A 25,054-nucleotide genomic window follows, 5' to 3' on the forward strand; every position below is an offset into this window, starting at 1 on the left:
GCTTTGCGCTAAATCGTATTCAATCCCGTCCACGTCATGCGCAAACTGCAATCAACAACAGAGCATGGCGCTTGCACAAAAAGACAATCTCAAAAAAGGGAGAATCGGAATGCCTATTGCTACCAGCAGACTCGCCATTGCCTCGGCCGCGTTCATTGCGTTCGCAGCCACGAGCAACGGCGCGCTCGCTCAAAAAAAATACGACAGCGGTGCCACCGATACTGAAATCAAGATCGGCAACATCATGCCCTATAGCGGTCCTGCTTCCGCCTACGGCGTGATCGGCAAGACCGAAGAGGCCTACTTCAAGAAGATCAACGCGGAAGGCGGCATCAACGGCCGCAAGATCAACTTCATCAGCTATGACGATACCTACTCACCGCCGAAGACCGTCGAGCAGGCGCGCAAGCTGGTCGAAAGCGACGAGGTGCTGCTGGTGTTCAACCCGCTCGGCACTCCGCCGAATTCGGCGATCCAGAAATATCTGAACAGCAAGAAGGTGCCGCAGCTGTTCGTCGCCACCGGCGCCACCAAGTGGAACGATCCGAAGAACTTCCCCTGGACCATGGGATGGCAGCCCAACTATCAGAGCGAAACGCAGATCTATGCGAAGTACATCCTGAAGGAGAAGCCGAACGCCAAGATCGCCGTGCTCTATCAGAACGACGACTACGGCAAGGACTATCTGAAGGGCTTCAAGGACGGGCTCGGCGCCAAGGCCGCGTCGATGATCGTGATCGAGGAGAGCTATGAAGTCTCCGAACCGACGATTGATTCCCACATCGTCAAGATGAAGGCGACCGGCGCCGACGTGTTCATCAACATCACCACGCCGAAGTTCGCGGCGCAGGCGATCAAGAAGAACGCTGAAATCGGCTGGAAGCCGCTGCACTTCCTCAACAACGTCTCGGCCTCGATCGGCAGTGTCATCAAGCCGGCCGGCATGGAAAACGCCCAGGACATCATCTCGTCGCAGTACCTGAAGGATCCGACGGATGCGCAGTGGAAGGACGATCCCGGCATGAAGGCCTGGAACGCGTTCCTGGACAAGTATTATCCGGAAGCCAACCGCGCCGACGCGTCGGTGATCTTCGGCTACACCGTGGCCCAAGGTCTTGTGCATGTGCTGAAGGCTTGCGGCGATAATCTCACGCGCGAGAACGTCATGAAGCAGGCGGCCAACATCAAGAACCTCGAACTCGAAGGCTTGCTGCCGGGTATCAAGGTCAACACCTCGCCCACCGACTTTGCGCCGATTTCGCAGGTGCAGCTGATCAAGTTCAAGGGCGAGACGTGGGAACGCTTCGGCGAAATCCTCTCCGGTGACGTCGGCGGCTAGCTATCTGGAATTTCGATCGGCCCATTTGTGGCCTCAAGCGCCCCCGCGGCCTCGCCCGCGGGGGTTTTCTTTTGCGGCGATTGGATGGATAACCGGTCTCCCATTCGCGATCTCTGGCGTGAAACCGATGACCGACCGACGTCCCCTCCTGCGTGCGATCTTCGATGCAGCCGTCGCAGCCGCGCATCCCGATGTGGTGCTGTCGGCGCATTTGCCCCCAGCACCCAAAGGCCGGGTGATTTGCCTTGCCGCCGGCAAGGGCGCCGCGGCCATGGCCGCGTCCGCCGAGCGGCACTATCTCGATACGCTCGCGCTCGACCCGGAGCGCCTCACCGGCATTGCCACCACCCGGCATGGCCACGGCGTGCCGACGCGGCGGATCAGGGTAGTCGAAGCCGGCCATCCCGTGCCCGACGAAGCCGGGCTGAAAGCCGCCGACGACACGCTGCGTCTCGCGGCCGAGGCAACCGCCGACGACCTGTTACTGGTGCTGCTGTCGGGCGGCGGCTCGGCGAACTGGATCGCCCCGGTCGAGGGCGTTACGTTCGCGCAGAAGCAGCAGGTGAACCGCGCGCTGCTCCGTTCCGGCGCGCCGATCGGCGAGATGAATATCGTCCGCAAGCATTTGTCGCGCATCAAGGGCGGCCGGCTGGCCCGCGCCGGGCACCGCGCCGCCGAAATCGTCACGCTGGCGATCTCGGACGTGCCGCACGACGACCCGTCCGCGATCGCCTCGGGACCGACGGTACCGGATCCGACCACGCTGGCGGACGCCCGCGCGCTGGTCGCAAAATACAATCTCGCCGTCGACGACGCGGTTCGGCGCGCGCTGGACGACCCGAAGAACGAGAGCTGCAAGCCCGGCGATTCCGCTTTCGCGCGCGCGCGATTCGAACTGATCGCGCGGCCGAAGGCCTCGCTCGATGCGGCGATCAGGATTGCACAGGAAGCGGGCTACACCATCATCGGTCTCGGTGCCGACCTCGAAGGCGAGGCGCGCGAGGTCGCGGCCGCGCACGTCCAACTGGCGCTGAAAGCGCGCAGCGAGGGCAAGCGCACCGCGATCCTGTCGGGCGGCGAACTCACCGTGACCGTGCGCGGCAACGGCCGCGGCGGCCCCAACCAGGAATATGCACTGGCGCTGGCGGACCTCTTGAAAGAGATACCGGACGTTAGTGCGTTGGCCGGCGATACCGATGGCGCCGATGGCGGCGCCGGCAGCGCGAGCGACCCCGCCGGCGCCGTGATCGACCAGACCACATTTGCGAAGATGAAATCGCTTGGCCTCGATCCCAGGACCTATCTGGACAACAACGACGCCACCGCCTTCTTTGTGGCAACGGGCGACCTGCTGCTGACCGGTCCGACGCTCACCAATGTCAACGACGTCAGGGTGATCCTGGTCGACTGAATTGGGCCGCGGTCCTTTGATTTGGGCCCTTCGACTTGATATCCGCCCAGGCCGACGGCATTAACGTTTTGTTGAGGACATTCGCAGGAATGCACGGGCAATGGCCGCCTCTCAAAGCTGCAATTCACCAGCCTGGTCCTTAATAGGACCCTCCTTATTGCCGGGGTGCCGCAAATCGCGGCAGGGGGAACGCGGAAATGGTGGATTCTGTAACGGGGGCGATCCGCCCCGAGCCCGCTCACTTGAGTGCGCGGCTCGAGGAGGCGATCAATCATCTGTCGCTCGGCATTGTCGTCTTCGATGAGAGGCGGCTAGTCGTGTTCTGCAACAGACGTTACGCGCAGATGTACGGCCTTTCGCCGGGACAGGTGAAGCCGGGCACGCCGACCAGCGAACTGATCCGGCACCGGCTGAAGCTCGGCCTGAAAGTGGCGGTGGCGCCGGATGATTACGTTCGCGCCCGCGTCGGACAGGACATCGCGCTCGACACCACCTTCCAGGAGTTCACCGACGGGCGGATCATCGCCTACACGGTCTACCCGATGCCCGGCGGCGGCGGGATGTCGACCCATGAGGACGTCACCGAGCGCGAAGAACTCCATGCCCGCCTGAAGACACAGTACGAGCTGGGAAGGCAACAGGAAGAGGCGCTGCGGATACGCAACTTCCAGTTCGACACCGCGATCAACAACATGTCGCAGGGGCTGTGCTTCTTCGATTCCGACCACCGCCTGATCGTGTGCAACGACCGCTTCGTCGAGATGTACGACATCCCGTTCGGCCGTGTCGGCCCCGGCACGCCGCTGACTGACATCGTCGACCTTCGTTTTGCAGCCGGCAGCTTCCCCGCGATGACCCGGGATGAATATCTGGACTGGCGCACCAATGTGGCGGTTTCCAACGTCGCCAAAGACAGCATCGTCGAACTGAAGAACGGGCGCACCTTCAAGATCCGCCATCGGCCGATGCCCGGCGGCGGCTGGGTCGCCACGCACGAGGACATCACCGAGCAGCGGCAATCCGAGGTCAAGATCGAATACATGGCTCACCATGATTCGCTCACCGAGCTCGCCAACCGGGTGCTGCTCAACGAACGGCTCGAACACGCCCTGGGCCGCGAGGAAACGGTCGCGATTCATCACCTTGATCTCGACCAGTTCAAGGCCGTGAACGACACATTTGGCCATCACGCCGGCGACAAGCTTCTGAGGATCGTCGCCGAGCGCCTGTGCGGGTTGGTTCGCGACACCGATACCATTGCGCGAATGGGCGGCGATGAATTCGTCATCGTGCAGGCCCCGATCGCGGACCCGGCCGATGCAACGTCGCTGGCGCAGCGCGTCATCGGCCTTTTGAGTGAACCCTACGACCTTGACGGTCACCAGGCCGTGATCGGCGCCAGCATCGGCATCTCGGTCGGACCCGGCGACGGCAACAGCCCCGACAAGTTGTTGCGGAGTGCAGACCTCGCGCTGTACCGCGCCAAGGGCGACGGACGCGGCACGTTTCGCTTCTTTGAGCCTGTCATGGATCTGCAGATGCAGACGCGCCGCGTCATGGAACAGGATCTGCGCAAGGCGCTGCCGGCGGGCGAGTTCGAGCTGCACTATCAGCCGGTCGTCAATCTGGCGAGCAACGAGATCAGCGGCTTTGAGGCCCTGATCCGCTGGAATCATCCGACCAAGGGCATGATTTCGCCGGCCGCGTTCATCCCGCTGGCGGAGGAGATCGGATTCATCGTCCCGATGGGCGAATGGGTCATCCGCCAGGCCTGCGCTACCGCGGCGCAATGGACCGGCAACCTCCACATCGCCGTCAACATTTCGGCGGTGCAGTTTCGCAACCCCGGCTTGATGCAGGTGATAACAGGCGCGCTTGCCGCATCAAGGCTGGACCCGGCCCGGCTGGAGATCGAAATCACCGAGACCGTGCTGCTGCACAACAAGGAAGCGACACTCGCGGTGCTGCATCAGTTGCGCGAGCTTGGCATCCGGATCGCGATGGACGATTTCGGCACCGGCTATTCCTCGCTGACCTATCTGCAGAGTTTCCCGTTCGACAAGATCAAGATCGACCGCTCCTTCGTCAAGGACATCACCGAGAATTCGGGCTCGCTCAACATCGTGCGCGCGGTCGCAGCGCTCGCCAACGGCATGGGCATGACGGCCACCGCCGAAGGCGTCGAGACCAAGGAACAGCTCGACAGCATCGCGTCCGAAGGATGCACGGAGATGCAGGGCTTCCTGTTCAGCAAGCCGCTTCCCGCCCGCGAGATCGAGCGGCTGTTCCTGAAGGGGAATGGGACGAAGGCCGTTGCGGGCCGTATCGTCGCGGCCTGATTAATGGTTGCTTGTCATTCCCCGATGCGCAGTTGCGCATCTGAGGGCATCGCACAGCGATAAAACCCCGGAATCTCGAGATTCCCCGATGTGCAATTGCACATCTGAGGTTCGCACTTCGCGCGCCCCGGAATGACAGCTGGGCTAAAACTCCGCCGCGATCTTCGACAGCATATCGAGCAGCGCGACGCGATTGGCCGGCCCCAGCACCTCGTTGAGGCGAGCTTCGTGTTTGGTGGCGACGAGCTTCTTGGCGCGCGCCAGCACCGCGCGGCCCTTGTCGGTCAGCATCAGGATGTGGGAGCGGCGGTCGTTGGTCGAACGCATCCGCGTGCAGAGATCGCGACTTTCCAACGCGTCGAGCATCGCCACGAAATTCGGCCGGAGGATCCCGAGCGTATTGGCGATCTCGGTCTGGTTGCGGCCGGGATTCTTGTCGAGCAGCAGCAGCACCGAAAACTGCGCCGGCGTCAGCTGCAGCGGCGCGACGCAGCGCAGGAAGTCCTCGAACACCCTCAGCTGCGCACGCTTCAGCGAATAGCCGAGCAGGTCGGACAATTCGCCCATGTGCAGGGCGGCATTGTCAGCAGCGCCGTCGACAGGATCCTTGCCGCCTGCGCGGGAAGGCTTGACGGCGTCGGTGGCCGCCTTGGAAACTGTCATCGCAGGGGGCTCGCAATCCCGATAAAAAGGTCCGCCAATGGTCCGGGCCTTGAGGTTATGTTTGATAATTGTTATAGACTATATCAAATGTCGGCTTCTTTCAACTGCCGATATCGGACCGCCGGCTAACCCTTAAGGGTCGGGATCGGCGCGACGCGTGAGGGGAGCGCCAGTCTTGAATACGACGATCATGCTGTTCCTGCTGCAGGACGGCATCACCAATGGCGCGATCTATGCGTTGCTCGGGCTGGCGCTGGTGCTGGTGTTTGCCGTCACGCGCGTGATCCTGATCCCGCAGGGCGAATTCGTTACCTTCGGCGCGCTGAGCTACGCCATGCTGGCGACCGGTCAGGTGCCGGGCACGGCGCGGCTGGCGGTCGCGATGGGTGTCGTCGCCTTCGGCCTCGATCTGTATGCGGCACGGCGCTCGCTCCGCATCAAGCTGGTGGTGCGCTCGGTGCTGCTCAACATCGTGTTGCCGGTGGCGATCCTGGCGCTGACCTACGCCCTGGCCGGTCCCAAAACCCCGATTGCGGTCAATATCGCATTGTCGCTGCTGATCGTCGCGGCGATCGGGCTGTTTCTCTATCGCATCGCCTTTCAGCCGCTCGCGCACACCTCGGTGCTGGTGCTGCTGATCGCCTCGGTCGGCTGCCACCTCGCGCTGCAGGGCCTTGGCCTCGTGTTCTTCGGCGCCGAAGGCCTGCGCGGACCGGCGCTGTCGAATGCGGCGTTCACGATGGGACCGCTGCGCTTCACCGGCCAGAGCATCGCCGTCTACGGCCTGACCATCGCCTTCATCATCGCGCTGTGGCTGTTCTTTGGCTTCACGCTAATGGGCAAGGCGCTGCGCGCCACCGCCGTCAATCGCCTCGGCGCCCGCCTCGTCGGCATCCGGACCACGCTGTCGGGGCAGATCGCCTTCCTGCTCGCCTCCGTGATCGGCGCGATTTCGGGCATCCTGATCGTGCCGATCACGACGCTCTATTACGACACCGGCTTCCTGATCGGCCTGAAAGGTTTTATTGCCGCCATCATCGGCGGGCTGGTGAGTTACCCGCTGACGGCGGTCGCGGCGCTGGTGGTCGGCAGCGTCGAGGCTTTCTCCTCGTTCTACGCCAGCAATTTCAAGGAGGTCATCGTCTTCACGCTGATCCTTCCCGTGCTGGTGCTGCGTTCGCTCGCAGCCCCCGCGGTCGAGGAAGAGAAGGACTGACGATCATGACGCAGCGGCTTCCCCTCATCATCTTCGCCATCGTCATGGCGGTAATCCCGTTCATCCCGGGCATACCGCCGTTCTGGATCGTCCTCTTGGACAATATCGGCCTCGCCGCGCTGGTTGCGATGGGCCTCGTACTGCTGACCGGCGTCGGCGGCCTCACTTCGTTCGGCCAGGCCGCGTTTTGCGGCTTCGGCGCCTACACCACCGCGGTGCTCACCACCGCCTATGGCGTGTCGCCGTGGCTGACGCTGCCGCTCTCGCTGCTCGTCAGCGGCATCGCGGCGGTTCTGCTCGGCATCGTCACGGTGCGGCTGTCCGGCCATTATCTGCCGCTCGGCACCATCGCCTGGGGCATCGGGCTGTTTTACCTGTTCAGCAAGCTCGAATTCCTCGGCCGCAATGACGGCATTTCCGGCATTCCGCCGCTGAGCATCGGCGGCTTCCGGATGCTCGATCCCGGCACGATCTATTTCGCGATCTGGATCGCCGTGCTGCTCTCGGCGTTGCTGACCATGAACCTGCTGGATTCCCGCACCGGCCGCGCCATCCGCGCGCTGCGGCGCGGGCATATCGCCGGCGAAGCGTTCGGCGTGCAGACGCCGCGCGCGAAGCTGCTGGTGTTCATCTATGCGGCGGTGCTGGCCGGCCTTTCCGGCTGGCTCTACGCGCATTTCCAGCGCGCCGCCAACCCGACGCCGTTCGGCGCCCATGCCGGCATCGAATATCTGTTCATCGCCGTCGTCGGCGGCGCCGGCTATGTCTGGGGCGCGGTGCTCGGCGCCGGCATCGTGGTGATCCTCAAAGAGATCCTGCAGAGCTACCTGCCGTATATTTTCGGCGGCCAGAGCCAGCTCGAGACCATCGTGTTCGGCATCCTGCTGGTCGTCCTGCTGCAACTGGCGCCGACCGGCGTGTGGCCCTGGCTGATGTCGAAGCTGCCGCTCAAGCCGGCCCGCAAGATCCCCGACACCTCGCTCGAGCCGCCCGGGCGCGTGCGTGCGCCGTCGACACCTGCGGCGCTGCTGCAGGTCGACAAGGCGCGCAAGCAATTCGGCGGCGTCATCGCCGTCAACGACGTCAGCTTCGACGTCGGGGCGCGCGAGATCGTCGCCCTGATCGGCCCCAACGGCGCCGGCAAGAGCACGACCTTCAACCTGATCACGGGTGTCTTGACGTCGACCAGCGGCGCGATCTCGGTGCTCGGCAACAAGGTCGACAACGCGCCGCCGCAGGAGGTCGTCAAGCTCGGCGTCAGCAGAACCTTCCAGCACGTCAAGCTGGTGCCCGACATGACCGTGCTCGAGAACGTCGCGATCGGCGCGCATCTGCGCGGCCATGCCGGCGCGATATCAAGCATGTTCCGGCTCGACCGCGCTGATGAGGCCCGATTGCTGGCCGAAGCCGCGCGCCAGATCGAGCGCGTCGGCCTCGGCGACCAAATCGACCAGCTGGCGGGAAGCCTGTCGCTCGGCCAGCAGCGCATCGTCGAAATCGCCCGCGCGCTGTGCGTCGATCCCCTGCTGCTGCTGCTCGACGAGCCCGCCGCCGGACTGCGCCACATGGAGAAGCAGCGGCTCGCCGCGCTGCTGCGGCAATTGCGCGACGGTGGCATGTCGGTGCTGCTGGTCGAGCACGACATGGGTTTTGTGATGGATCTCGCCGACCGGATCGTGGTGCTCGACTTCGGCACCAAGATCGCCGAGGGCACGCCGGCCGCGATCAAGACCAACCCCGACGTGATCAAGGCCTATCTCGGAGCCACCGCATGAGCGCGCTGTTGAAGGTGAGCGAAGCGCATGTCGCCTACGGCAAGGTCGAGGCGGTGCGCTCGGTTTCGCTCGAAGTCGCTGATAACGAGATCGTCACCATCATCGGCGCCAACGGGGCCGGCAAGACGACGCTGCTGAACGCCATCATGGGCATCCTGCCGCTCACGGGATCTGCGGCTTTCGCCGGCGCGGATATGGCCGCCCTCGACATCGAGGACCGCGTCGCTGTTGGGCTCAGCCTGGTGCCCGAGCACCGCGAACTGTTCGGCACCATGAACGTCGAGGACAATCTGCAGCTCGGCGCGTTCCGGATTCCGAAGGCGATTGCTGCGAGATCGTTCGAGCGGGTCTACACGCTGTTTCCGCGGCTGAAGGAGCGGCGCAAGCAGCTAGCCGGCACGCTCTCCGGCGGCGAGCAGCAGATGCTGGCGATGGGCCGCGCGCTGATGGGCGCGCCGAAGCTCTTGATGCTGGACGAGCCGAGCCTCGGCCTTGCCCCGATCATCGTCGCCGACATCTTCCGCACCATCGGCGAACTCCGCGCCGCCGGTGTGTCCGTGCTGCTGGTCGAACAGAACGCGCAAGCAGCATTGAAGATCGCCGACCGCGCTTACGTGATGGAGCTCGGCGAATTCGTTCTGAGCGGCCCGGCCGGCGACATCGCCACCAACGCACGCGTCGCCGCAAGCTATCTCGGCTTCACCCACGAGGGCGAGAGCGCGATTTAGGCAGTAGGGTGGGCAAAGGCGCTCTTGCGCCGTGCCCACCATTCTTCGTGGAGGTAGTGGTGGCACGCTTCGCTTTGCCCACCCTACGACGTCCCTCACTTCGCCGGAACGTACTTCCCGTTGTTCACGGTCAGGATGATGCGCGAGCGGTCGTCCAGGCCGTAGCGGTCTTTTTCGGTGAAGTTGTAGACGCCCTGGCTGGCGGCGATGTCGCGTTCGGTCAACAGGGCTTGACGGATGCCTTCACGGAATTCCGGCGTGCCGGGCTTGCCGGCCTTCAGGGCCGGCGGAATGACGCGCTTGAGCACTTCAAAGGCATCATAGGAATGGCCGGCGAACTGGCTGCGGCTGTTGGCGCCGTACTTGGCTTCATAGGCGGTGTTCAGCGCGAGACCCGGCTTCTTGGTCAGTGCGCTGTCGGGCTGGGTTTCCGGCGACATCACCGGACCGGAAGACATGATCACGCCTTCCGCCGCCGCACCAGCAATACGGATGAAGTCCATGCTGGCGGCGCCGTGGGTCTGATAGATCAGGCCCTTGTAGCCACGCTCACGCAGCGCGGCCTGCGGCAAGGCCGCGGCGGTGCCGGAGCCGCCGACGAGGACCGCGTCGGGATTGGCGGCGAGCAGCTTCAGCACCTGGCCGGTGACCGACGTATCGGTACGGGCATAACGCTCTTCAGTCGCGAGAGCTATGCCCATCGGAACGGCCTGGGCCTTGAAATCATTGAACCAGAGGTCGCCGTAGGAATCCGAGTAACCGATGTAACCGACGGTCTTGATGCCGTGGGCCTTCATGTGCTCGTACAGCACCTTGCCCATGATCGGGATCGGCTGCGGCATCGCGACCGACCATTTCATGCGCGCCTCGTTGATCGGCAGCGGCGCCAGCGCGAAATGCGGAATGCCGGCTTCGTTGGCGACGGTGGAGACGGCAATGGTCGGCGGCGTGGTCGACGAACCCATGATGATGTCGGCCTTGGATTCGGTGACGAAGCGCCGCGCGTTGGTGGTGGCGGCGGTCGGATCGCCGCCGTCGTCGAGCACGATCAGTTTCAGCGGCACGCCGCCAATTTCCTTCGGCACGAATTCCAGCGCATTGCGCTCGGGAATGCCAAGGGCCGCGGCCGGGCCGGTGGTGACGATGGTGATGCCGATGACGATTTCATTGGCTTGCGCCAACGCGGGCACGGCCGGCAGCGCCAGCGACGCCGCAATCACGGCAGCGGACAGATAAAACTTCTTCATTCATTCCTCCCTTGGATATTGTTTTAATTTTAGATCAAAAATCGGTCGCCAGTTCAGCCCCTTCTTTAGGTCATGCGACGCGCCAAGTCAGCTAACAAGTCCGCCATATATGTCTCAGCCCCGCGTAAACCGCTCGATGATCTCCGGCGGCATCGGAGCCGATTTCAGCCGCGCGGGATCGTCCGGATGCCTGCCGACCAGCACGCGAGTCTCGAACGCCTCAATCGCCAGCGCCTCGCCCTTGAACACGTTGTGGACCACCTCGAAGCTGGAGCGCTTGAAACTCTCGATCCGGCTTTCGATTCTGATCCAGTCGCCATGGGTCGATGGGATGTGGAATTTCGCCCGCGTATCGACCATGGGAATGCCGACGAGGCCGTATTTGTGGATGATGTCCTGTTTCGAAAAACCGGCCGCTTCGAACATGATCGAGGTCGAATCGTCGAACATCGCGAAGTAGCGCGGGTAGTAGACGATGTTGGCGGGGTCGCAATCGCCCCACTGGATCTGCACGTCGCGCCGGTTAATGAACATCACTCAACCCCGATGATGTAATCCAGGACCATACTTAGCGCGGGGCCATGCGGAGCGCGGCATCGAGCCGCACCACTTCGCCGTTCAGATATGGGTTGTCGATCATATGCAGCGCCAGCGAGGCAAATTCATCGGCCTGCCCGAGCCGGCGAGGGAACGGGATCGAGGCGGCGAGCGAGTCCTGTGCTTCCTGCGGCAAATTGGCCAGCAGCGGCGTGAGGAACAGGCCGGGCGCAATGGTCAGCACGCGAATGCCGAATTGCGCCAGTTCGCGCGCGATCGGCAGCGTCATCGCGACGATGCCGCCCTTGGAAGCCGAATAGGCTGATTGGCCGATCTGGCCGTCATAGGCCGCGACCGAGGCGGTCGAAATCACGACGCCGCGCTCGCCGGTTTCAAGCGGGTCCAGCTTCGACATCCCTGCGGTTGCGAGCCGCAGCATGTTGAACGAGCCGATCAGATTGACCTTGATCACGCGGTCGAAATCGGTGAGCGCCATCGGGCCTTCCTTGCCGATCACGCGCTTGGCAACGCCGATGCCGGCGCAATTGACCAGCACGCGCGCCGGGCCATGCGCCTTCGCGGCGGCGGCGACGGCCGCTTCCGCCGAGGCGGCGTCCGAGACGTCGCAGACCACGGCGACGCCGCCGATTTCGGCGGCGACCGTTTCAGCAAGCTTGGCGTTGAGGTCGCACACCGCGACCTTGGCGCCCTGCGCGGCAAGCCGGCGCGCGGTGGCGGCGCCCAATCCGGATGCGCCACCGGTCACGATGGCGGCCTGGTCCTTCAACTGCATGGTGCTTCTCCCTGGTAGAATCTTCTCGAAGTTGAGTTTCTGGAATTCATTTCAGCGCGATGACCTGCGCCGGCGGCGCCGGTGAATAAATCTGATCGATCAGCGCGCTGCGATGCTCGATCACCGCGCGCTGGTTGATGGAGCCCTTGTCGGTGACTTCGCCGCGATCGATCGACAGCGCCGCATCGAACAGCACCGCGCACGTGATCCGGGTCGACGAGCCCGTGGCATCGGCCAGCAGCTTTTGAAACCGCTCGCGGAACGCCGCGCGGATCAGCGGATCGGCCGCCGCTGCCGCGAGATCGTTCGCCGGAAGTCTTGGATTGATGAGACGGCAGCCGTCGAGATCGAGCATCACCAGCGCCGATAGTTCGTCGCGGTTGATGCCGGCGATCACGACATCGCGCACCAAAGGCGCGCAGGCCGCGACGAACCGCGCTCTCAAGGGGCCGACGCTGACCCAGGTGCCGCTGGCGAGCTTGAAATCCTCTGCGATGCGGCCATCGAAGTCGAAGCCGGCGTCGAAATTGTCGGGATCAACAGGCTTGAGCGCATCGCCGAACTTGTAGAAACCTTCCTCGTCGAACGCCGCCGCGGTCAGTTCGGGCTGACGCCAGTACCCCGGCGTGACGTTCGGACCCTTGGCGCGGACTTCCAGCTTGCCGTTGTTGGGCAGGAGCTTTGCGTCGTTGCCGAGCACGGGCAGGCCGACATGGCCGGAGCGGCTGGTGTCGGGCCGTACCGACATGAAGAACGGCGAGGTTTCCGTGGCGCCGAGGCCGGTCAGCATCGGTACGCGAAAGCCGGTCTCCTGCACCGCGAGTTCGTCGAGGCTGTTCCAGATGAACGGCGACAGCGCCGCGCCGGAGAAGAACATCGCATGCAACCGTCCGAAAAACTTTGCGCGCAGCGCTGAATCTTCGCGCAGATAAGGCAGCAGCGATTCATAGCCCTTGGGGACGTTGAAATAGACCGTCGGCGAAATCTCCCGGAGGTTACGCACGGTCTCCTCGATGCCGCCGGGCATCGGCTTGCCCTCGTCGAGATACATCGAGCCGCCGTTGAACAGTGTCAGCCCGATATTGTGGTTGCCGCCGAAGGTGTGATTCCACGGCAGCCAGTCGATGATCACGGGCGGCTCGTCCATCAGGAAGGCCAGCGTTTCGCGCAGCATCACCTGGTTGGCGCAGATCATCCGCTGGGTGTTGATGACGGCCTTGGGATTACCGGTCGAGCCCGACGTCAACAGAAACTTGGCGATGGTGTCCGGGCCGATGGCGTCATGGGCCGCGTCGAGGCGCCAATGCTCCGGCGTCGCCAAGAGGTCCGACAGCAGCGTCACGTCGCGGCCAGGCACCTCGCCGCGCGTTGCTGCGATCTCCGTTCCCGGTGAAACGTTAGAGGTCAACGCATCCGCGAATTTCGTGGCATCGTCGGCGAAGACGAGGCCGGGCGTCAACAGCTTCATCAGGAAGGCGAGCTTGCCGTAGTCGCGCGACACCAGCGAATAGGCCGGCGATACCGGGCAGAAGGGAATGCCGGCATAGAGCGCGCCGAACGCCAGCAGCGCATGGTCGACCGAATTGCCTGACAGGATCACGATCGGCTTTTCCGCCGAAAGCCCGCGCGCCAGCAGCGCCGAGGCGATGCGCCGCGTCGAGGTCAGCAGTTGCGCGTAGGTGAGCTTGCGCCAGCCGCCGGTCGTCGCGTCGCGTTCCGCCATGAAGACGCGCTCGGGCGCTTCCTTCGCCCAATGATGCAGGCGATCGGTGATGCGCACGGGATAGTCGCGCAGTTTGAGCTTCGGCCTGAGATAGATGGTGCCGTCATCGCGGCGCTCGACCGTGACGTCGGGATTGCCGAACGAGATCGCGCGCAGCGGATGGGCGCTGCCGGTGCGCGTGGCGCTTTCAATCGGGGACATGTTGGGCTTGGCGCTCATGTCAGGTCGGTTTCACTTTGGCGGTCTTGCGATCGAGAAATTCACGGATGCGGCGTTTTGCTTCCTTGTCGCTCTGCGCCACCGTGGCCATCAGCGACTCCATCAACAGGCCGGCCTGCGGATTGGCTTCCGCGATCATCGGCAGCGCCTGCAGCACCGCAAAATTGGTTAGCGGGGCATTGGCCGCGACGCGTTCGGCCAGTTCCAGCGCCTTGGGCAGCGCGCCGCCGGCCTCGGTGAGATATTGCGAGAAGCCGTAGGCGGCGCCTTCGGTCGCGGAATAGACCCGCCCCGTCAGCATCATGTCGGTCATCCGCGCCACCCCGATCAGCCGCGGCAGCCGCACCGAGCCGCCGCCGCCGACGAAGATACCGCGCTGGCCCTCGGGCAGCGCGAAATAGGCTGACGGTTCGGCGACGCGGATATGCGCGGCGCAGGCCAGCTCCAGCCCGCCGCCGATCACCGCGCCCTTGAGCGCCGCAATCACAGGCACGGGGCTGTATTGAATGCGGTCGAACACTCGATGCCACATCTGCGAGTGCCGCAGGCCCTCGGTCGCATCGTGCTCGGTCAGTTCGGACAGATCGAGGCCGGAGGAGAAATGGTCGCCGATGCCATGGATGACCACGGCGCCGGTCCCTTCGGGAAGATTGGCGAAGCAATCCTGGATCGCGAGGATGATGCCGTCGTTCAGCGCATTGCGCTTGGCGGGGCGGTTGAGGCCGACGGTCAGCACCGCGCCTGACTTCTCGATGGTGAGCAATCCGGCCTGGTCAGCGGTTGCGGAAGCGGCGTTTCCCATGGATTATTGTTTCCCGTCCAGAATAGTTATGTTTTATAACTATTGGCGGGAGAGTCAATCCTCTCGCTTTTGTCGTCCCGGCCTTGAGCCGGGACCCGTACTCCGCGGCAGTCATTGTTGCAAAAGGTGTCTAACGCCAGCGTCTTCACCGATAGGCCGCGGCGTATGGGTCCCGGCGCAAGGCCGGGACGACGGCGGTGTTTGTAGCTGCACCGTGCACTAAGCGCACTTTCACCTTCTCGCGACGCATTGCGCCCGAGCTTTGCCAGAAATTCCTTTGCCCTCGAAAATAGAGGGCGCAGGGAAGACCGGGTGCGCGCTGCACCCGCGGTCCCGTGTGCGGTTAGCACAAAACAAAATGCACACGAGCATACAGGCAGCGGAGAACACCCGGCCTTCCCTGCCCAATGGCTTTACGGCTTATGCCGTGCTCTCCCCGGAGACGAGTTCTCCAGCAACAAAGTTGCGGCGGTAGCCGGCCATGCGGGCACGCTCGGGCGGTAAGGTGATGGGTTTCGCGAAGAGCTCAACCCATCCTACGGTCTGCGTCAATTGGGACGACGTAACACATAGTCACGCTTTAAGTGCGTAGGATGGGTTGAGCTCTTCGCGAAACCCATCGTCTTGCTCAGCAAATCTATCCCCGTTCGCCAAAACCTGCATCCTCCTTCATCACGACGCCTGCCCAATCCTCAGGATAGACGCCTAGCTTCACCATGCGATGGAACGACGAAAAAGGCCAATCCACAACCCGCGCGACGAGACCATGTTTCACCGGATTGATATGGATGTAGTCGACGTGGCGCTCAAAGTCGGTCTCGTCGCGAACGGTATGCTCCCAGTACCGGCGTTGCCAGATGCCACGCTCGCCCTTGGCCGCGCGGCTCCCGGAAATTTGTTCGCCGGCCGGCAGGCTGTGCGAGAACACCGACTTGATCAGTCGCCAGCGTGTGGCAAAATTGGCGTCGCCCTCGGGGAGTGTCCATACCGCGTGGAGGTGATCGGGCAGAACGACCATGGCGTCGATCGTGAACGGATGCTGCTGCCGCACCTTCCGAAACGCCATGCGCAATTCATCGATGTGCTCTGTCAGGAGGCGCAACCGTCGATCCGCGAGATTGACGGTGAAGAAGAAGCAGCCTCCAGCAACGAAGTTGCGACGATAGCCGGTCATACGGGCACACTCGCGCGGTGAGGTGATGGGTTTCGCGAAGAGCTCAACCCATCCTACGGCCTACTCCGAAAGGCTCACAACACCTGGTGCACGTCGATGACGACGCGGTCGGTGTGGCGGGCGGCGGAGCCGATGAAGAGGTTTTCCATCAGCCAGCGGTATTTTTCGTGGCCGGTTTCGAATTTCGGCACGGTGCGGAAGTAGATCAGCTTGGGATCGACCGGCTCGCCGCGCTTGAGTTTTTGCAGCAGATCGACCGGACCGAAACGCAGCCCCTTGTTCTCGACATAGACGGTCGCGCCGTCGTCGGTCTCGAAGGCGTATTTGGCTTCCAGCTCGATCAGCTCGTTCGGGCGGATGATCTGAAAATCCGCGCCGAACGCGCAGATCTTGCCGTTGACGCCTTCGCCCTGCACCTCGCCGCCCAGGATCGGGATGATCCGGCGCACGCCGTGGCCGGTCTCGCCGGCCGAAGTCACCTCGCCGATGCGGACGGTAAGCGTGAAGATATACTTTGTCTCAAGCTGCGGCGTCATGGAATTACCCCATCATGCGTTGCGGGAGCCAGAGCGCCAGGATCGGGAATGCGATCAGGATCACGAGGCGGATCAGGTCGGTCACGACGAACGGGATGACGCCGCGGAAGATTGTCGTGAACGACACGTCCTTGACCACGCTCTTGATGACAAAGACGTTCATCCCGACCGGCGGATGGATCAGGCCCAGCTCCACCGTCATCACGATGATGACGCCGAACCAGATCGGATCAAAACCGAGATGCATGATGACGGGGAAGATGATCGGCACCGTCAGGATGATCATGGCCATTGCGTCCATCAGGCAGCCCAGCACCAGATACATCACCATGATCAGCGCGAGGATGCCGTAGGGGCCGAGCCCGAGGCCGGTGAGCAGTTCGGTGACCTTTTGCGGGGTCTGCGTCACCGTGAGGAAATAGCCGAAGATCAGGGCGCCGATCAGCACGGTGAAGACGGCGGCCGCGGTGCGCGTCGCCTGCAGCAGCGAGTTCAGGATTTTTTCCTTGTTCAGCCGCCCGGTGAGCACGCCGATCAGGAACGCGCCGGTGGCGCCGACGCCGCCGGCTTCCGTCGGCGTGAAGCGCGGCAGGAACGGCAGGCCGTACAGCCCGCCGATCACGAAGACGAACAACAAGACCGGCGCCCAGATGTCTTTCAGGCCGGCAAAGCGTTCGCGCCAGCTGGTTTGCGGTCCCTTCGGCAGGAAGTCGGGCCGGAACCAGCCGATCAGCGAGATCGTGATCATGTACATGGCCATCGCGAGCAGGCCGGGAATGATGCCGGCCATGAACAGCTTGCCGATGTCCTGCTCGGTGATGATGCCGTAGACCGCCAGCACGGTCGACGGCGGCAGCATCGCGCCCAGCGTGCCGCCGGCCGCGATCACGCCGGTGGCGAAGGATTGCGGATAGCCGAAGCGCCGCATTTCCGGATAGGCGACGGCGGAAAACGTCGCGGCCGTCGCCACCGACGAGCCGCAGATCGCGGCAAAGCCGCCGCAGGCCGCGACCGTGGCAATGCCGAGGCCGCCGCGCAGATGGCCGACGAAGCCGTTGGCGGCGCGAAACAGTTCGCGACTCATCCCGGAGTTGCTGACGAAGGCGCCCATCAGCAGGAACATCGGAATGACGCCGAACGTATAGTCGGTCACCGTGCGCATCGAGGTCTGGCCGACCATCTTGAGCGCCGGGGAAAAGCCGACGAGATATCCAAAGCCGGTGACGCCGACGAGGCCCATCGCCATGCCCACCGGCACGCGCAGCAACATCAGCGCGAACAGCGCGACAAATCCGAGAATGGCGACCGCGTCGGTGCTCATGATGCCCTACTCCACCGTGGTTTCTTTGGCATCATGGATGTCTTCCGGATGGAAGATCAGGCGGTAGGTGCGGATCGCGATCAGCAGCACCGCGGAGGCGTCGCCGGCCCACGCGATCGCGAAAAACGGCCAGGTCGGCATCCGCATGTCGAAGGTCAGGACGTTGTCGTTGTAGGTGCCCTGCACCTTGTCGAACAGCGTCCAGGTCTGCACCGCCACCACGAACAGCAGGACCAGGGTCGCGAACACGTCGATCCAGCGCTGGTATCTCGGACCGACATTGGCCCAGACCAGATCGACGGTGATGTGCCCGCCGCGATAGCTGGTCGCCGCGATGCCCCAGAAGATCAGGATGCCGAGCATCATGCGGCCGATGTCGAAGGAATCCGGGATCGAATAGTTGAAGATGTTACGCAGCAGCACGGCGAGGAAAATGTTGGCGGCGACGATGCCGACAAACGCCGCCGCGATCCATTCGATCGTATCGATGAAACGATCCATCGAAGCGCGATTCATGTGGGGAGGTCCTAAGACTTAAACGAGTTGATCAAGGTGGCGCCTGGAACTCAGTTCACCTCTCCCGCTTGCGGGGGAGGTCGGCGCGAAGCGCCGGGTGGGGGCTCTCTCCACACGAAGATTCTTATTGCGGAGACACCCCCACCCCGCCCCTCCCCCGCAAGAGCGGGAGAGGGGGCGCAGCGGAGCGCGTTACTGCGCCAAAGCGTTGTGCTTGGTCAGTTCGGCGCGAAGCGCGGTCATCGCCGCATCCGGGTCGCCGCCGGCTTTCTTGACATTGTCCGCCCAGGTCTTGATCAGCGGCTCAGAGGCCTTCTTCCAGAGCGCGGTCTGCTCCGGCGACAGTTTGTAGACTTCGTGGTCGGGCAGCGCCTTGATCTTTGCGACACCGGAGTTCTCATAGATGCCCCAGGGCTCGCCGACGCGGCCGGCGGCCTCGGTGTTGCAGTTGTTGTCGATCGCCTTCTTCTGGCGGTCGGACATCTGGTTGTATTTGTCCTTGTTCATCACGAAGGCAAAGGTCGTGACATAGAGAGGCGCCTCGATGTGATACTTCGTCACCTTGTCGATGCCGAACAGCAGCACCGATCCCCACGGGAAGGTGACGGCGTCGGCGACGCCGCGCTCGATGATGTCGCGGACCTCGGGCGCCGAGGACTGCACGTTGGTGCCGCCGAGCAGGGTGACGTAATTCGCCATGGTGGCATGGGCGGGGCGGATCTTCATGCCCTTGATGTCGTCGGGCACCACGATCTTCTTGGTGCGCGAATGGAACGTGGAGGGCGAGTGAATGAAGCCGAGGCAGAACTTGACGTCCTTCATCTCCTTCTCGGCATATTTGCGGTACCAGGCGTCGAGCGCCATCGAGCCGCCCTTGGCGTCCGACATCAGGAACGGCAATTCGCCGGCGCCGATGATCGGGAAACGGCCGGGCTGATAACCCGGGTTGATATAGGTGACGTCGGCAATGCCGTCGCGCGCCATGTCATAATGGTCGAACGCCTTGCCGAGCTGCTGGGCCGGGAACACCTTGTATTTGATGGTGCCGCCGGATTCCTTTTCGACTGCGGAGCCCCAGTCTTCCAGCGCCTTCTGCAGCGGGTGCGACGCCGGCACCCAATGCGACAATTTCAATTCGAAGTTTTTTTCCTGCGCCATCGCAGGTGTCACACTGGCGGCGAGCAGCAGCGCCAAAAACGCTTTTCTCATCGGCATTCTCTCCCTTTGCGCATGAAGGCGGGCTTGGCGCCCGGTCTTGTTAGTTAACATGTTATATAGTTGGCGCGACTTTTCAAGCCGGACGTTTGGTGCGACGCTTCCACTCGGCTGCCGACAGGACGGCCTTGCGGTGCGGCGCAACAAACGACAATGTTTCGCGCCAACGCTGTTTGCGAAAATTGTTATATGATATAATTATCATTGCAACACCTCGCGCAAGCGTCGGCGTGCCAATCTGTATCAGACCATGGGAGCAAACAATTGCGGACTAAAGTCGCAATCATAGGTGCCGGGCCGGCTGGATTGTTGCTTGGGCAACTACTTCACCGCTACGGCATCGATAACGTCATTCTCGAGCGCCAGACCCCGGAATATGTGCTCGGCCGCATCCGCGCCGGCCTCCTGGAAGAAGGCACCGTGGCGCTGCTCGACGAGGTCGGCGCCGGCGCGCGCGCCCATCGCGAGGGCCTGGTGCACCATGGCGTGGAACTGGCGTTCGGCGGCGCGCGGCACCGCATCGACATGCACGCGGCGACCGGCAAGACGGTCATGATCTACGGCCAGACCGAGGTGACGCTCGACCTGATGAACGCGCGCAAGGCCGCCGGCCTCACCACGGTCTATCAGGCCGCCGAGGTCAAACCGCATGATTTCGACACCGATCATCCGCGCGTCACCTACACCAAGGACGGCGTCACGCACGAGATCGCCTGCGACTTCATCGCCGGCTGCGACGGATTCCACGGCGTCAGCCGCGCCAGCGTCAAACCCTCGGCGATCCAGACCTTTGAGCGGATCTATCCGTTCGGCTGGCTCGGAATTCTTTCGGAAACCCCGCCGGTCAGCCCTGAGCTGATCTATTCCAACCATGCGCGCGGCTTTGCGCTGTGCACCATGCGCTCGACCCACCGCAGCCGCTATTACGTGCAATGCCCGCTGGACGACCATATCGATCAATGGCCGGACGAGCGGTTCTGGGACGAACTGAAACGCCGCCTCGACCAGAAGGCGGTCGATGAACTCGTCACCGGACCGTCGATCGAAAAGAGCATCGCGCCACTGCGCAGCTTTGTCGCCGAGCCGATGCGGTTCGGAAAGATGTTCCTGGCCGGCGATGCCTCCCACATCGTGCCGCCGACCGGCGCCAAGGGACTGAACCTGGCCGCCAGCGACGTGCATTACCTCTCGAGCGCGCTGCGCGAATATTACGACGAGAAATCCAGTGCCGGGATCGACAATTATTCGGGACACGCGCTGACGCGGGTCTGGAAGGCGGTGCGCTTCTCGTGGTGGATGACGTCGATGCTGCACAAATTCCCCGATCAGGGCGAGTTCGGTGCGCGGATTCAGCTGGCCGAGCTGGAATACCTGGTCAGTTCGAAAGCCGCGTCGGCGTCGCTGTCGGAGAATTACGTGGGGTTGCCGTTGTAGCTCACTACCGTCATTGCCTGCGACAAACGCGAAGCGTTTGCGCAAGGGAGCGAAGCGACGAAGCAATCCATCTCTCCCCGGGGGGCGCCATGGATTGCTTCGCTTCGCTCGCAATGACGGGGAGGGATCGTCCTGCATTTCAAACACCCATGCGAATCCCGTTTAAAACTTTGTAGGCGGTGACTTCGCAGGCGCATTGCGTTCAATGACGAGAAACATCGTCAGCACGTGAGCCACACATGACCGCGACCGAAATCCCCGATGGTTTTGAGCTTCACACCCGCAAGAGCCCGCTCACCGAGCCGTGGGAGCCGCTCTATGCCAAGCGGACCGAGAAGGCCGTGATCATCGGGCTGCGACTTGCAAGACCGCACACCAACGGCCGCGGGCTGATCCATGGCGGGCTGATCGCGGCCCTCTCCGACAATGCAATGGGCTACAGCTGCGCGCAGGCGACAAACTGGACGACGTCGTTCGTGACGATCGGGCTCGCGGTCGACTTCATCGGCACCGCGGAGGTCGGGCAATGGCTCGCGATCGAGACCGAGGTGATCAAGACCGGCCGCACGATCTGCTTTGCGCAAAGCCTGATCAAGGCCGACGACGTCGTGATCGCGCGCGCCAATGCGACGTTCCGCGTGGTGCCGAAGAAGGAAGCAGCGGCCTGACTTCACCATCTCGTGTCCCGGGCGCGGTGCGGCGTTCTTCACGCCGCTCCGCAGAACCGGGACCCACGCGGAAGATGGGCCCCGGCTCTGCAGCGCACCGCAAGCGCGCTGCGCTGCGTCCGGGGCACGATAGTTATCCGAAATGCCAGTCGGCTATTTCGGTCACCAGATCGATGAATGTCCGCACCTTGGCCGACAGCAGCCGCGAGGTCGGATAGACGATGTGGATCGGCAGCGCCGGCTGCTCGAATTCCGCCAGCACGATACGGAGCCTTCCTGCTTTCAGTGAATCGGCGGCCTGATAGGCCAGCACCCGGGTCAGGCCGCCGCCCGCTTCCGCATACTGGATCGCGGCGTCGGCGCTGTTGGAGGTAAACCGCGGCGTGCTCGAGACGCGAATTTCGCGCTCCTCGGCGGCGAAGCGCCAGTCCGGCGCAGCGGTCATGGCGCCGAAATGGATGGTATCGTGCGTAGCGATCGCCTCCGGCGTCTTGGGCTCGCCGCGCCGCTTGAGATAATCCTTCGAGGCCACCACGATCCGCCGCATCTCGCCGACATGGCGCGCGACCAATGTCGAGTCCGGCAAATGGCCGATCCGCACCGCGAGATCGACGCCCTCCTCCACCAGATTGATCATGCGGTCCGACAGCCGAAGCTCCGCCGAGACGTCGGGATAGCGTTTCAGATAGGCCGTCATCACAGGGCTGACGTGAAGCCGGCCAAAACCGTTCGGGGCGGATACCGACAGCCGGCCGCCCGGCCTAGTGCGCTCGCCCTCGGCGGCGCTTTCGGCCTCCTCGACGTCGCTGAGGATCTGGCGGGCGCGCTCCAGGTAACGGGCGCCGATATCGGTGAGCGTCAGGGATCGCGTGGTCCGCTGCAGCAGCCGGGCGCCAAGACGATCCTCCAGCGCCGCGATCAGCCGCGTCACGCCTGATGGCGACAGCCCGAGCTTGCGCGCTGCGGGAGCAAAGCCCTGCAGATCGGCGACAGTGACAAAGGCCTGCATGGCGTCGATGCGGTCCATGCCATTATTTCATATATTGCAATAGTGTCATGTCAATCCGGATTATTGTTTTAATTTTTGGTGAGAGCATCTTAGCAACCAGCAGAGGCGCACCGCCGCCGCTGAACTTGGCAGGAGCAACTCCAATGTCAGACGTTCACACCTATTCCAGCGACGTCGCCTTCACCCCGGCGGTGAAGGCGGTGCAGGCCCGTAAGGGATCGCGCGACGCCTATGCCCGCGTCGAAGAAAACGGCGGCTGGCGCACCGAGATCGACGAGAACCTCGCGGGCTTCCTCGGCGAAACGAACAGTTTCTATTTCGCCACCGCCTCGGCCGCCGGCCACCCCTACATCCAGCATCGCGGCGGCCCGAAGGGCTTTGTCAAAATCATCGACAAGAACACGATCGCGTTCGCCGACTACAGCGGCAACCGGCAATACATTACGCAAGGCAATCTCTCGGAGAACCCGCAAGCGCATATCTTCGTGATGGACTATGCGCACCGCAGGCGCGTCAAGATCTGGGGCGAGGCGCGCGTCGTCGATGACGACCCCGCGCTGACGCAGGCGTTGATGCCGAAGGGGTATAAAGCGCGGCCCGAACAGGTGATCCTGTTCCGGATCTCGGCATGGGACACCAATTGTCCGCAGCACATTCCGCAAAAATTCGACGCCGGCGACGTCGCGACCGCCCTGGCCTCTCGCGACGCCCGGATCGCGGAGCTCGAGGCGGAACTGGCCGCATTGAAGGGCCAGCCTGCATCGGCGAATTAGTCAGTTCAATGAAAACTCGCCCGCTTCGTCTGCGGGCGAGTTCTCTTACGCGTCAGCCGATCAATAATAGCTGCGGCAAACGTTGATCACGCCGTAGGAGGTCACCCGCCAGCAGCCGTAGCCATGGGCGTGGTGGTAGTGGCCGTGATGGTGGTGGCCGTGGTGGTGATGGCCATGATGGTGATGCCCGTGGTGGTGATGGCCGTGGTGATGATGGCCGTGGCCATGGCCGCCGTGCCCGTGGCCACCGTGGCGCCCGCCGGCGAAAGCCGCGCTGGACAGCGAGGCAGTGCTCAGAGCGAGAACTGCAATCGCCGACACAATAAGTTTCTTGATCGTCATGGTCATTCTCCCGATTTGTGCAGCGCGAGTATCGCCTGCTGTGATCGGGAACGTAGGCCTGCTCAATGTCATGCGATGTGACGGAGATCACTCAGATCGCTGGGCGTGCCGGTCCCTGCCCGGCGCGCCGGAGATGCGTGAACGGACCCGACTACGCAGCCTCCTGCTGCAGCGGCGCCCAGCCGAATTCCGGATAATATTGCAGCATCATCCGGTCGACATAGGCGGTCAGGTTGCCGAACTTCTCGGTCTGCTGGCGCAGCGGAGATTCGAAGTACGGCGTCAGGATGCCGGCAATCGCACCGAAGGCGGTGGCATCGGTGCCGCAAGGCGTGTCGCCAAACAGATAGGGCTTGTCGCCGAGCTGAACCGACAGCGCAAACAGCGAACGGACCGCAAGATCGACATCCTCTTCCGGGGCGTGGCGGCCGAGACCGCTCAGCAAGTAGTTCTCCGCCACCCGGAACTGCGCATCCTCGCGCAGCTTCTCGCGCATGTGCTCCGGCGCGCCGTCGAAGAAGTGCGCCGGTCCCTTGGCGAAATTCTCGGTATCGACCCAGCGGGCGCCGACCAGTGCCCAATAGACGTGATGTTCGATCATCCGCTCGAACGCCCAGGCCTGCGCCCGCGCCTGCAAGCTCAGCGGCGCGTCGAAATCGAAGCCGTATTTGCCCTCGATATGGGCGCGGATGAAGGTGGAATCGGCGATGCTCTCGGCCTCGTCGACGATGTATGGCAGCTGCCCCTTGGGCGAGGCTGGCGGCATCGCCTTCTCCTTGCGATAGGCAAGTCCAGCCATCTTCAGCTGGACCTCGGTCTTGGTCACAAAGGGGCTGATTTCCGGCAAGCCAAAGCCGGTGCCGAAACCATAGAGCGTGATCATCCGAAAAACTCCTGATCTCCGTAAGAACGTGGGGAAAGCCTAGCGACGCCCTGCTGCCACCGTGGTGTCAGCAGCAGCAGTGCCGGCCATGACCTTCCTCTTCCTGCGACGCACGGCGTCGCCCGCGGGCCCAGGCAAGGAACTGCCCTTGCGCAAGGGCGCACATTGCGGTCAATGAGCGCCATGCCAGCTCGACCATCGCCCAGCGCAAATCTGACGTGACGCTGTGGATGGAAACCAGCTGTTCCAGGGCGAAGACCTGGCTATTCGCAAGACGCCGGCGGCTTTCCAGGGGACCGAATTGGCTGAAAATCGTCATGGACAAATTCCCTTCAGTTGAGGTGTTGTCCCGATATACAGACCCCCTGCTGCCAACATGCTGTCAGCATCG

24 protein-coding genes are annotated in these 25,054 nt (G+C 63.2%); 9 read left to right on the forward strand and 15 right to left on the reverse strand.

The genetic code is table 11. The features are described 5' to 3' along the window. The first annotated feature begins 109 nt into the window (after positions 1 to 109). The 3 genes from JQ609_RS26700 to JQ609_RS26710 all read left to right on the forward strand — a co-directional run bounded on the left by JQ609_RS26700 (position 110) and on the right by JQ609_RS26710 (position 5,089). Complete coding sequence (locus tag JQ609_RS26700) at positions 110 to 1,339, forward strand: ABC transporter substrate-binding protein (RefSeq protein WP_212275862.1); 1,230 nt, start codon at positions 110 to 112, stop codon at positions 1,337 to 1,339. A gap of 127 nt (positions 1,340 to 1,466) precedes the next feature. Further along, positions 1,467 to 2,750: a glycerate kinase gene (locus JQ609_RS26705; RefSeq protein ID WP_212275863.1), complete on the forward strand. Its 1,284-nt coding sequence runs from the start codon at positions 1,467 to 1,469 to the stop codon at positions 2,748 to 2,750. A 197-nt stretch (positions 2,751 to 2,947) separates the two neighbouring features. Further along, on the forward strand, positions 2,948 to 5,089 hold the full coding sequence (locus tag JQ609_RS26710; protein WP_212275865.1) for a bifunctional diguanylate cyclase/phosphodiesterase: 2,142 nt from the start codon (positions 2,948 to 2,950) through the stop codon (positions 5,087 to 5,089). Positions 5,090 to 5,233: 144 nt separating this feature from the next. Here the strand turns inward: JQ609_RS26710 and JQ609_RS26715 are convergent, their stop codons facing one another. Continuing rightward, on the reverse strand, positions 5,234 to 5,752 hold the full coding sequence (locus JQ609_RS26715; protein WP_212275867.1) for a MarR family winged helix-turn-helix transcriptional regulator: 519 nt from the start codon (positions 5,750 to 5,752) through the stop codon (positions 5,234 to 5,236). 175 nt (positions 5,753 to 5,927) lie between these two features. Here JQ609_RS26715 and JQ609_RS26720 point away from each other — a divergent pair, with 175 nt between their 5' ends. Genes JQ609_RS26720 through JQ609_RS26730 form a run of 3 tightly spaced genes read left to right on the forward strand, consistent with a single transcriptional unit; the run spans position 5,928 to position 9,471 of the window. Then, the gene (locus JQ609_RS26720) at positions 5,928 to 6,968 is read left to right on the forward strand and encodes a branched-chain amino acid ABC transporter permease (RefSeq protein WP_212275869.1); all 1,041 of its coding nucleotides are present in this window, start codon (positions 5,928 to 5,930) and stop codon (positions 6,966 to 6,968) included. Between the two features lie 5 nt (positions 6,969 to 6,973). Beyond that, on the forward strand, positions 6,974 to 8,743 hold the full coding sequence (locus JQ609_RS26725) for an ABC transporter permease subunit (RefSeq protein WP_212275870.1): 1,770 nt from the start codon (positions 6,974 to 6,976) through the stop codon (positions 8,741 to 8,743). Continuing rightward, positions 8,740 to 9,471, forward strand: coding sequence for an ABC transporter ATP-binding protein (locus JQ609_RS26730; RefSeq protein ID WP_212275872.1), 732 nt, complete (start codon positions 8,740 to 8,742; stop codon positions 9,469 to 9,471). Before JQ609_RS26725 ends, JQ609_RS26730 begins: the two co-directional genes overlap by 4 nt. A 95-nt stretch (positions 9,472 to 9,566) precedes the next feature. Here the strand turns inward: JQ609_RS26730 and JQ609_RS26735 are convergent, their stop codons facing one another. The 10 genes from JQ609_RS26735 to JQ609_RS26780 all read right to left on the reverse strand — a co-directional run bounded on the left by JQ609_RS26735 (position 9,567) and on the right by JQ609_RS26780 (position 19,548). After that, complete coding sequence (locus JQ609_RS26735) at positions 9,567 to 10,718, reverse strand: ABC transporter substrate-binding protein (protein WP_192737102.1); 1,152 nt, start codon at positions 10,716 to 10,718, stop codon at positions 9,567 to 9,569. A 114-nt stretch (positions 10,719 to 10,832) separates the two neighbouring features. Further along, entirely contained in the window at positions 10,833 to 11,252 is a 420-nt protein-coding gene (locus tag JQ609_RS26740; RefSeq protein WP_212275874.1) for a thioesterase family protein, read from the reverse strand. Between the two features lie 34 nt (positions 11,253 to 11,286). After that, a complete protein-coding gene (locus JQ609_RS26745) occupies positions 11,287 to 12,048 on the reverse strand; it encodes an SDR family NAD(P)-dependent oxidoreductase (protein WP_212275876.1) in 762 nt (253 codons plus the stop codon). Positions 12,049 to 12,094: 46 nt separating this feature from the next. Continuing rightward, the gene (locus JQ609_RS26750; protein WP_212275878.1) at positions 12,095 to 13,990 is read right to left on the reverse strand and encodes a feruloyl-CoA synthase; all 1,896 of its coding nucleotides are present in this window, start codon (positions 13,988 to 13,990) and stop codon (positions 12,095 to 12,097) included. A gap of 1 nt (position 13,991) precedes the next feature. Then, positions 13,992 to 14,792, reverse strand: coding sequence for a crotonase/enoyl-CoA hydratase family protein (locus JQ609_RS26755; protein ID WP_192737098.1), 801 nt, complete (start codon positions 14,790 to 14,792; stop codon positions 13,992 to 13,994). Positions 14,793 to 15,429: 637 nt separating this feature from the next. Beyond that, positions 15,430 to 15,966, reverse strand: coding sequence for an REP-associated tyrosine transposase (locus JQ609_RS26760; RefSeq protein ID WP_212275879.1), 537 nt, complete (start codon positions 15,964 to 15,966; stop codon positions 15,430 to 15,432). Between the two features lie 74 nt (positions 15,967 to 16,040). Continuing rightward, positions 16,041 to 16,502 (reverse strand): DUF3237 domain-containing protein, encoded by a 462-nt coding sequence (locus JQ609_RS26765; protein WP_212275881.1) that lies wholly within the window; start codon positions 16,500 to 16,502, stop codon positions 16,041 to 16,043. A gap of 4 nt (positions 16,503 to 16,506) precedes the next feature. Beyond that, positions 16,507 to 17,823, reverse strand: a complete 1,317-nt coding sequence (locus JQ609_RS26770; RefSeq protein ID WP_212275882.1) for a TRAP transporter large permease — start codon at positions 17,821 to 17,823, stop codon at positions 16,507 to 16,509. A 6-nt stretch (positions 17,824 to 17,829) separates the two neighbouring features. Next, on the reverse strand, positions 17,830 to 18,339 hold the full coding sequence (locus JQ609_RS26775) for a TRAP transporter small permease (protein WP_212206144.1): 510 nt from the start codon (positions 18,337 to 18,339) through the stop codon (positions 17,830 to 17,832). Positions 18,340 to 18,531: 192 nt separating this feature from the next. Continuing rightward, positions 18,532 to 19,548, reverse strand: coding sequence for a TRAP transporter substrate-binding protein (locus JQ609_RS26780; RefSeq protein WP_212275884.1), 1,017 nt, complete (start codon positions 19,546 to 19,548; stop codon positions 18,532 to 18,534). 270 nt (positions 19,549 to 19,818) lie between these two features. Here JQ609_RS26780 and pobA point away from each other — a divergent pair, with 270 nt between their 5' ends. Both pobA and JQ609_RS26790 read left to right on the forward strand, forming a co-directional pair. Next, complete coding sequence (gene pobA, locus JQ609_RS26785) at positions 19,819 to 20,988, forward strand: 4-hydroxybenzoate 3-monooxygenase (protein ID WP_212275887.1); 1,170 nt, start codon at positions 19,819 to 19,821, stop codon at positions 20,986 to 20,988. Positions 20,989 to 21,227: 239 nt separating this feature from the next. Further along, the gene (locus JQ609_RS26790) at positions 21,228 to 21,656 is read left to right on the forward strand and encodes a PaaI family thioesterase (RefSeq protein WP_212275889.1); all 429 of its coding nucleotides are present in this window, start codon (positions 21,228 to 21,230) and stop codon (positions 21,654 to 21,656) included. A 133-nt stretch (positions 21,657 to 21,789) separates the two neighbouring features. Here JQ609_RS26790 and JQ609_RS26795 read toward each other — a convergent pair whose 3' ends face one another. Further along, the gene (locus JQ609_RS26795) at positions 21,790 to 22,683 is read right to left on the reverse strand and encodes a LysR family transcriptional regulator (protein WP_212275891.1); all 894 of its coding nucleotides are present in this window, start codon (positions 22,681 to 22,683) and stop codon (positions 21,790 to 21,792) included. Between the two features lie 125 nt (positions 22,684 to 22,808). Between JQ609_RS26795 and JQ609_RS26800 the strand changes: the two genes are divergently transcribed. Beyond that, positions 22,809 to 23,438, forward strand: a complete 630-nt coding sequence (locus JQ609_RS26800) for a pyridoxamine 5'-phosphate oxidase family protein (RefSeq protein ID WP_212275893.1) — start codon at positions 22,809 to 22,811, stop codon at positions 23,436 to 23,438. A 60-nt stretch (positions 23,439 to 23,498) separates the two neighbouring features. Here the strand turns inward: JQ609_RS26800 and JQ609_RS26805 are convergent, their stop codons facing one another. The 3 genes from JQ609_RS26805 to JQ609_RS26815 all read right to left on the reverse strand — a co-directional run bounded on the left by JQ609_RS26805 (position 23,499) and on the right by JQ609_RS26815 (position 24,982). Then, positions 23,499 to 23,780: a hypothetical protein gene (locus JQ609_RS26805; RefSeq protein WP_212275895.1), complete on the reverse strand. Its 282-nt coding sequence runs from the start codon at positions 23,778 to 23,780 to the stop codon at positions 23,499 to 23,501. A gap of 151 nt (positions 23,781 to 23,931) precedes the next feature. Continuing rightward, the gene (locus JQ609_RS26810) at positions 23,932 to 24,663 is read right to left on the reverse strand and encodes a glutathione S-transferase family protein (protein WP_212275897.1); all 732 of its coding nucleotides are present in this window, start codon (positions 24,661 to 24,663) and stop codon (positions 23,932 to 23,934) included. A gap of 67 nt (positions 24,664 to 24,730) precedes the next feature. Further along, complete coding sequence (locus JQ609_RS26815; protein WP_212206122.1) at positions 24,731 to 24,982, reverse strand: hypothetical protein; 252 nt, start codon at positions 24,980 to 24,982, stop codon at positions 24,731 to 24,733. Positions 24,983 to 25,054 lie beyond the last annotated feature (72 nt).

The organism is Bradyrhizobium sp. AUGA SZCCT0169 (assembly GCF_018130085.1).
Taxonomy (GTDB): Bacteria; Pseudomonadota; Alphaproteobacteria; order Rhizobiales; family Xanthobacteraceae; genus Bradyrhizobium.

What these genes read in the sequence shown, in the direction of transcription:
- JQ609_RS26700 (WP_212275862.1), top strand. Translation starts at nt 110, where the DNA reads ATGCCTATTGCTACCAGCAGACTCGCCATTGCCTCGGCCGCGTTCATT.
- JQ609_RS26705 (WP_212275863.1), top strand. Translation starts at nt 1,467, where the DNA reads ATGACCGACCGACGTCCCCTCCTGCGTGCGATCTTCGATGCAGCCGTC.
- JQ609_RS26710 (WP_212275865.1), top strand. Translation starts at nt 2,948, where the DNA reads ATGGTGGATTCTGTAACGGGGGCGATCCGCCCCGAGCCCGCTCACTTG.
- JQ609_RS26715 (WP_212275867.1), bottom strand. Translation starts at nt 5,752, where the DNA reads ATGACAGTTTCCAAGGCGGCCACCGACGCCGTCAAGCCTTCCCGCGCA.
- JQ609_RS26725 (WP_212275870.1), top strand. Translation starts at nt 6,974, where the DNA reads ATGACGCAGCGGCTTCCCCTCATCATCTTCGCCATCGTCATGGCGGTA.
- JQ609_RS26730 (WP_212275872.1), top strand. Translation starts at nt 8,740, where the DNA reads ATGAGCGCGCTGTTGAAGGTGAGCGAAGCGCATGTCGCCTACGGCAAG.
- JQ609_RS26735 (WP_192737102.1), bottom strand. Translation starts at nt 10,718, where the DNA reads ATGAAGAAGTTTTATCTGTCCGCTGCCGTGATTGCGGCGTCGCTGGCG.
- JQ609_RS26740 (WP_212275874.1), bottom strand. Translation starts at nt 11,252, where the DNA reads ATGTTCATTAACCGGCGCGACGTGCAGATCCAGTGGGGCGATTGCGAC.
- JQ609_RS26745 (WP_212275876.1), bottom strand. Translation starts at nt 12,048, where the DNA reads ATGCAGTTGAAGGACCAGGCCGCCATCGTGACCGGTGGCGCATCCGGA.
- JQ609_RS26750 (WP_212275878.1), bottom strand. Translation starts at nt 13,990, where the DNA reads ATGAGCGCCAAGCCCAACATGTCCCCGATTGAAAGCGCCACGCGCACC.
- JQ609_RS26755 (WP_192737098.1), bottom strand. Translation starts at nt 14,792, where the DNA reads ATGGGAAACGCCGCTTCCGCAACCGCTGACCAGGCCGGATTGCTCACC.
- JQ609_RS26760 (WP_212275879.1), bottom strand. Translation starts at nt 15,966, where the DNA reads ATGACCGGCTATCGTCGCAACTTCGTTGCTGGAGGCTGCTTCTTCTTC.
- JQ609_RS26765 (WP_212275881.1), bottom strand. Translation starts at nt 16,502, where the DNA reads ATGACGCCGCAGCTTGAGACAAAGTATATCTTCACGCTTACCGTCCGC.
- JQ609_RS26770 (WP_212275882.1), bottom strand. Translation starts at nt 17,823, where the DNA reads ATGAGCACCGACGCGGTCGCCATTCTCGGATTTGTCGCGCTGTTCGCG.
- JQ609_RS26775 (WP_212206144.1), bottom strand. Translation starts at nt 18,339, where the DNA reads ATGAATCGCGCTTCGATGGATCGTTTCATCGATACGATCGAATGGATC.
- JQ609_RS26780 (WP_212275884.1), bottom strand. Translation starts at nt 19,548, where the DNA reads ATGAGAAAAGCGTTTTTGGCGCTGCTGCTCGCCGCCAGTGTGACACCT.
- JQ609_RS26790 (WP_212275889.1), top strand. Translation starts at nt 21,228, where the DNA reads ATGACCGCGACCGAAATCCCCGATGGTTTTGAGCTTCACACCCGCAAG.
- JQ609_RS26795 (WP_212275891.1), bottom strand. Translation starts at nt 22,683, where the DNA reads ATGGACCGCATCGACGCCATGCAGGCCTTTGTCACTGTCGCCGATCTG.
- JQ609_RS26800 (WP_212275893.1), top strand. Translation starts at nt 22,809, where the DNA reads ATGTCAGACGTTCACACCTATTCCAGCGACGTCGCCTTCACCCCGGCG.
- JQ609_RS26805 (WP_212275895.1), bottom strand. Translation starts at nt 23,780, where the DNA reads ATGACGATCAAGAAACTTATTGTGTCGGCGATTGCAGTTCTCGCTCTG.
- JQ609_RS26810 (WP_212275897.1), bottom strand. Translation starts at nt 24,663, where the DNA reads ATGATCACGCTCTATGGTTTCGGCACCGGCTTTGGCTTGCCGGAAATC.
- JQ609_RS26815 (WP_212206122.1), bottom strand. Translation starts at nt 24,982, where the DNA reads ATGACGATTTTCAGCCAATTCGGTCCCCTGGAAAGCCGCCGGCGTCTT.